At 51.9% G+C, this 6,626-nt stretch carries 3 protein-coding genes; all 3 read left to right on the plus strand.

The features are described from left to right. Positions 1-783: 783 nt before the first annotated feature. The 3 genes from Q1A75_RS22995 (at position 784) to Q1A75_RS23005 (ending at position 6,589) form a co-directional block, all read left to right on the plus strand. Entirely contained in the window at positions 784-5,301 is a 4,518-nt protein-coding gene (locus tag Q1A75_RS22995) for a hypothetical protein (RefSeq protein WP_299554644.1), read from the plus strand. A gap of 329 nt (positions 5,302-5,630) precedes the next feature. Next, complete coding sequence (locus Q1A75_RS23000; protein WP_299554642.1) at positions 5,631-6,008, plus strand: hypothetical protein; 378 nt, start codon at positions 5,631-5,633, stop codon at positions 6,006-6,008. A 5-nt stretch (positions 6,009-6,013) separates the two neighbouring features. Then, positions 6,014-6,589, plus strand: coding sequence for a TniQ family protein (locus Q1A75_RS23005; protein WP_299593265.1), 576 nt, complete (start codon positions 6,014-6,016; stop codon positions 6,587-6,589). Positions 6,590-6,626 lie beyond the last annotated feature (37 nt).

Consider the following 6,626-nt stretch of genomic DNA (forward strand, 5'->3'; position numbering starts at 1 on the left):
TGTCATCTCGTCTCATGCCCCAACATGACACTCCGAACCGACAATGGGAATCCTATGTCAGACGGGGAACACTAGGTAACTTCAAGATTGCTATTGCGGTGTGCTAGAACAGTGGCGCCCCATAATTTAAATTCGTATCAAATTCGGCTACAGCCTTTGCCCAGAGGTTTTTTGCCTTGGCGCGATGTACGTAATCTCGACCGTTGAGAATTTCTACTTTAGGATGCATGCTCCCGTTCACTAGCCGTCGATGGTACCCTTCGACGAAAGCCTCTGTTGTTTCTCTCTGTTCCAAAACAGTGCTGAATTTCGCATCTTTACTAGTGCGCATTCTCTCTGCATATCGAATAAGAGGCGGATAAGCGACTGCTGAACAGGGACCACGCGTAAAATCCAAGGTCGTCGACAGGCTCCGCAAGAAGCTTGCCAAGAGAGCGTTCAGGTACCCAGCCATTCCGAGCGACATCTTTGAGATTTTTGTCTTGGATGGATGCATGTTGAGCGAACATATCTTTCGGAAAGGCTGTTTTCTGGGGAGTTGGTAAGGTCGACGCTGCTTAGGCACCGTCGCAGGTGCTTTTGGGTCAGGTGGCTGATCAAGGAGCGACGCAAGGGGGACAAGTGTTCCTTTGGAACTCTCACTAGGTTTCCCATCCGCTCTTGTTTTCCTCAGGTGTGAAGTAAGCAAATTTAATTATGTCTTCAGGTCTTTCGATGGCAGTCCTCCGATATCATTCGGCCTTTGAGCTATGAGTCCAAATCTACGCAGAAGGAATGCAGTGAATGGTTGACGCTATTGGAGGATCTACAAATCTCCCTCAGACTGGTCGATTAACTACCATTGCAAAAAACAAGACCCAGTCCCACAGCCTGTTTCGTATTGCAACCACCAACATAACGAAGACAAGAACAGAGCAAACGGCCAGGCAAGCGGCCGCGAAGCCGCCCGATAAACAATTCATTCTTCATGATAACGATGTGGTATTGCGCCTCAAACCCGAGGGCGAGGGACAGCACACCCGCGAGGTTTGGGTGCGTCTTGCTAAGCTGAAGAAGCTGCAGAGAGCCCGTACCGAAATGGCAAATCGGGCGCGGGTTGACACCGCTCAGGTAGTTTCACATAGCAGTGCACCTGCAAGCGCGTCTTCAACGAACAGTCATGCAACGGATAAAGCATTAAATGCAATTGCTGATCGAATTGGGCCCGTACTGGGTGATGTCCGCGGAATAACTCCAGCGTACGGAAACAGTGTCGCAGAGCAATTCAAGGGGGCAATTGCGCCACATTTGAGCAGCGCTAAGGGTGATGCAAGGCGGCTAACCAAACTCTCCATCCAGCTTGTGAACCTGGCATTCAGCCAACTCGGTCTCGACCCGAAGCTTCTGAGCCTTAAACTGAGTGAAGGTTCGGGTGACGCGCCCGATGTCCGTGTCAAGGTGTCGACTGCGATTTCAAAAGACCACGTCAGTGAGGTCATATCGCTTCTAAAGGCGGCCAAAGAAGACCCGGACAAAGCATTGCCGCTTTTTGCAAACTCACCGTATTTCGAAGAGTTTGCCCCAGCAGAAATGCATGATCTGATTGGGCAGCGCCGCGCTGTACTGCCAAACATTCGCATCCCCGACATGCCCGATCTTAAGGCGAACTCTGACGTCGTATTGACCCACACCATTATCGATCTGATGGACAATACGACATCGCCGAACAAGGCAATGCGCCTTCCGATGCAAAAACTTGCATGCTTGGAACGTCAACTGGAGCCCGTTCGTGGTCAGGCGGAGCTGGCCAAACTGAGAGAAATTGTCGCCGCTGACGGCGTACAGGCGGTTGAGGGGGCAGCTGAAAATATCGTCACCATCGAGCAGGCGTGGCAGACCGCATCAAGGCTGGATGAAAGATCAAACACGGTGCGCAGCAACCTAAAGGAGTTAGGGCGTGAAAAGCTGAAGTTGGAGCGTGCAAGTAAGGAACTGGCCAGCATCACGGCTCTACAAGCCAAGATTGATACTCGGGAAAGCCAGACTGGGCTGCGCCTATTGCCGTTCATAACGTCGCGTGTTGAAGAACTTGGCCAGATTGTTAGGAAAGGGGAACAAAACGTTGAAGCACTAACCGAGAGTGTTTCAAGTGAGGTTTTTGAAATACTCGACGAGAAAAAGACGCTCGTTTCAACGCTGGAGAACACGGGCGGCAATATCCGAAATTCCGCTGACCGTCTTGTCAACTTTCTAAACACGATGACAACGCAGGGCATGTCGAACTTTACTGCGTCCGATGACTATCAGTTGATTATGGATGAGATCGCTGCTCAGCTTCCACCGGCTGGCGCTGCATCCAGTGCACAAGACGTTCATAAGGCGATGCAAGAGATGTTGTCTTCGGCCTATGTTCTCGAACTCGCCGACCTTGGAGCCAGTGGGGTTGAAGATGTCGAACAGGCTCGAACTCTTTTGCTTGATCAGTTTTCTACAGTAAACGCCGAAACTACAAAGCGACCGGAAGGAGCGTTAGATCAAGTAAAGACCAGGTTACAAGACTATGCCAGCAACACCAAGGCAGTTTTTTCGGGAGGCACATCGGAGGCTGATAAGGGAGGTCATGCTTCGCTTTCAGTGGCCGCGATGTCGGATGACCCTGCTTTGTGGTCGTCTGCGTTCTTGCAAACCGTCTTTCAGAATGTGTCCGGAAATTTCAACGATTACAATTTGTTTGCTGACAGCCCCGAAGTGGTGGATGGCTTCAAAAAGTTGAACCAAGATATGCAAGATGCAATTTTTCAAGCAAGTGATCCGTTCGATGATGATTTCGAAGAGGCGCCACTTGCCAACGTCAGTCTGAAAAATCGCACTGCCCCCTTTGATGGCCTCGTAGAAAAGGTTGTCAATAGTGCAAACGCGCAGTTCGAGGTTGCCGCCATTAAGAGCGAAATCCAAAACTACCTTGTAAGAGAGAATATCAACTACGATATTGAAGAGCCGCAGGCGTTGGCCGAGTTGGTCGAGATCGCAGACGCCCTTGCTGCCCCCGTGGATCACGAGCCTGGCTTGAATACACGAAAAAATCTGGTCAGGTTCATTGGTGTCGACAAAAGTCGCGAGGCCGCACAATCCCGTAAGCTGGATCCGACCGGTACGGGGGTGGACACCAAGCTGTTGCTACATAGATTGCGTAGTGATCTCGAGGGGGCTTCGGAAGAAATCTCTTCCGCGCGCAAGAATATCATAACCGTTGGCGGACTGGCCCGACAGCTGGTCGATGCTGAAATGTCGGCAGAACAACCAGCTGCCAAACCTGAAGAATTTCGGGCCAACATTCGGGAATTGAACGAACTCTTATCTTCGCGCGATGAGTTCTTACAAGGTTTGGTTTCAGACGATTTCGAGGGGTCGGTCGGCGATCATATCAAGACAATGGTCCGCGCGGCTATTTTGGCTGAACGTGATCAGGGTATTACGTCCAAACCGCTTACCGTGGAGGGCCAAACACAGAGTAAGGCGTCCGGTGTACGTGCATATCCTGAAATGTATCAAGTGGAAGATATCCAAGCGATCTTTTCACGCCTCCAGTCATGGGGTTTTGACACCCGGATGTTTGCCGCGGATATTCTCTTGGGCGCGGCTCATGTCTCGGCTGAAGTGCCGGCAATGCCGTCAAATCACCCACAGCAATCGCCCTTCGCATTGATGCCAGAGTTGCGCGGTCTTTCACATGGCGACAATGGTATCACGATGGATGATAGCTGGTTCAGCGAGATTCCTACCTCGTCCGCGAGGGAGGCACATCAAGCGATTCAAACATGGCAGAATACGCCAGATGCCGAGGGAAAATCATTAAACAGTTTTGTCGCAACGGCACCTGTTAACGACAGGGTTCGTACTACGCAAGTGGTATGGGCCAGCGATGTTGCTGTCCAGGACAAATCCACCTCCGCACGCGAGAAAGGACGCGGAGTGAGTGCCACCTTACCTCTGAACCTTGCAACAGACAAACTGTCGCAAAGAATTTTCGGACCTCTATCTTACAAGAGCAACTTCAACCTAAATTTTGAGTCAACATCCGGCATGACTGGAGAGACAAAACGCGGGTTCGGAAACTACGAGTTCCGTCTTCGCAATACGAGTGCAATGCGGGGACAGATCATTGCCGATGTAGCGTTGCAAGTTGATGGACCAGACGTAAGCAATTGGGTTTCAACTGGTGGTGCCGATCCAAGGACGGGCGCAGGCGGTCGAAAATCAGGTCTTTTTTCTTTTGACGTTGGCTTTACCATACGCATCGGGTTCGACGGATCTTCTGGCGAAGGTTCTTCGATAGGCGTTAAGTCAACCAAGGAACTCCAAGAAGTTATTGTTCGATCACTTGCTGGTGACCTACAGATTACAGATATGCTTGGCCTCGTGGATTCCGTGGAAGCCACTCAAAAGACAAGCAACACATTTGGTATCGAGGCTGATGGTTCCGGAAAGGGTGGCGGCATATTTGGAGCAGGTGCTGGAGACGTAAACGCCTCCGCGAGCTATGCCTATGCGCAAGAGAGCGTTTCTTACCAAAGTATTGACGGGAATGATGACAAGTCGCGGGTCAAGCACAACACTGCTTTCAGCGCGGGACGAAACCATGCGGCGACCGTGCCTATGGGTGTTGGTAATATCATTGCTGCAGGGATCAATGACGGCGTCAAAGACTCTGGGCGCAACAAGGCCGCCGAGATAGTGGACTCTGTTGTGCAGACGGCCCCTTTGGGGGTTTTGCATGGAGGAGGGCGACGTTCGACAGTTGGTTCAGGGACGGTAAATCGTGACAAGCTGACCAACGAAGGTGGGGCCCCAAAGAAAGTCGAAACGATGAAAGGGATACCATATAATCCACGCATCACGGTGAGAGACAACTTGATAGCCGTTGGTGGTGATAAATTCGCGAAGGTTCTTGATACTGACCAGGCCTTTTCTGATGGTGTTATGCAGGCATTTAAGGGTGCACAAAATGGCGATGGAATTGCCATCGAGATGAAGCTCGGTAAGCCGGGTCTAGAGGTCATCAAGGATCATCAGCACGAACTTAATATGTTGGAGCATGCCGGAAAGACTGGTACGGCCGAGTATAAAAAAGCCAAAGAAAAGATGGACGAACTTTTGGATCCAAAGACGAATCCCGAAATGGAACCGGCGGCGGTTTTCCTTGTGGCGGGCCAAGGAGATGAAGTTAAAAAATCATTTCAGGAGATCGCATTTTTCAGCGAGGTTGACGTACAATCGGTAGGGCGTCGTATCGTCAAAGGGTTTGTTGAAGTGCCAAATTGAGGCACCCCTCCAGAAAGTCGGATACTGACGTAAGCTGTGATTTATTGTCTGCTGATCTTCGAAACGGAGTCAACATCATCCAGAATTCTCGGCTAATATCACTGTGCGCTAATTAGTCAGAATTGCGGTTGGGATTTCCGTTTGCTTTCAGCGGCATGCTGCACCGTTAATTGCCATACTTTACCCCTTGTTACCCTATGGTTAGTTCTGTGGATAAGTTCTGATGAGAATGTGGCGCGAGATTGGCGTGGTCAGCGAGCGTCTTGCGAAACATCGAGCTTCGATCCTGCGTCCGATCCTGGAACTTGAGAAGAAGGGTGAGCCGATTAGTGCGCCATCGGAGATGCTGCCTGGGAACTGGGCTTGGCGAAAAGCCATACCTGGTCGCTCTACCGCCGTTTGTCGTCTTCGGTGTCAACGAAGCCCTTGATGCAGCCCGTGGCGACGATCAACTGGCCCGTTGGCTGGACGAACACTGCCTGCAGCTCTGGAAGGACGACGTGGGGTTCTCTCGGCTCATCCAGACGTTGATTGCCACGATGGAGCTTGAGCAACGGTCGGGTCTGACAGTCACATCGCTTCGAACGATCCTGAGGGTGACGGGCGGTGTGACCTCGCGTGTGTTCACCATGATCAAGTCCTTGGCCATAGGCGCGATCGAGACTGGTGAGGAACGGATCACTGATGAGGCGGTTCAGGCTTGGTAGCCGGTATGCGCGAAGCACGCCTGGAGCATTCCCCGCCAGCCGATCGTCGAGTTCAGGTGATCCTCATCCCATTGCCGTATCGCCCGCCGCCGGTACGCGACGAGTTGCTCTTGAGTTGGATCGGACGTTTGGCACGAGCCAACCATTGCTCGGTCGAAGACCTTTGTGGCTATCTCGGTTTGGGGCAGGGCAGGGTGGCGGAGCATGCGGGCGACCTGCGTGCGATGAATTGGGATCGGCTTTGCGGGGCGGTTCTCGCAGCTGCCCGCGCGCGAGGCAAAAAACTTGGCCGCCAACCGGGGCAATATCCCAAATCAGACAAACTTGCACCTCAGGTCCTAGCTGCCGTCGAGGAGGGGCGCAGCTACCGGTGGATCGCTCGCGATCTTGGGATCAGCAAGACTACTGTCCCTGTTGTCGCCAAACAGTACCGCAAAAAATCCTTGGAATGTCATTTCGCCCCGTACCGCAAGGGACAGAGGTGGTCGCGGAATTTCGGACCGGTCGTTAAGGTGGATCGCATGATGAAAGTGACGATCCAGTGTCCGTCGTCATGGTTTTTGGGGCCAATGGCGGTCTAAACTAAGAGAGAGTTTGGCTCATCTGATTGGTTTGATT

Source organism: uncultured Tateyamaria sp., assembly GCF_947504105.1.
Classification (GTDB): domain Bacteria; phylum Pseudomonadota; class Alphaproteobacteria; order Rhodobacterales; family Rhodobacteraceae; genus Tateyamaria.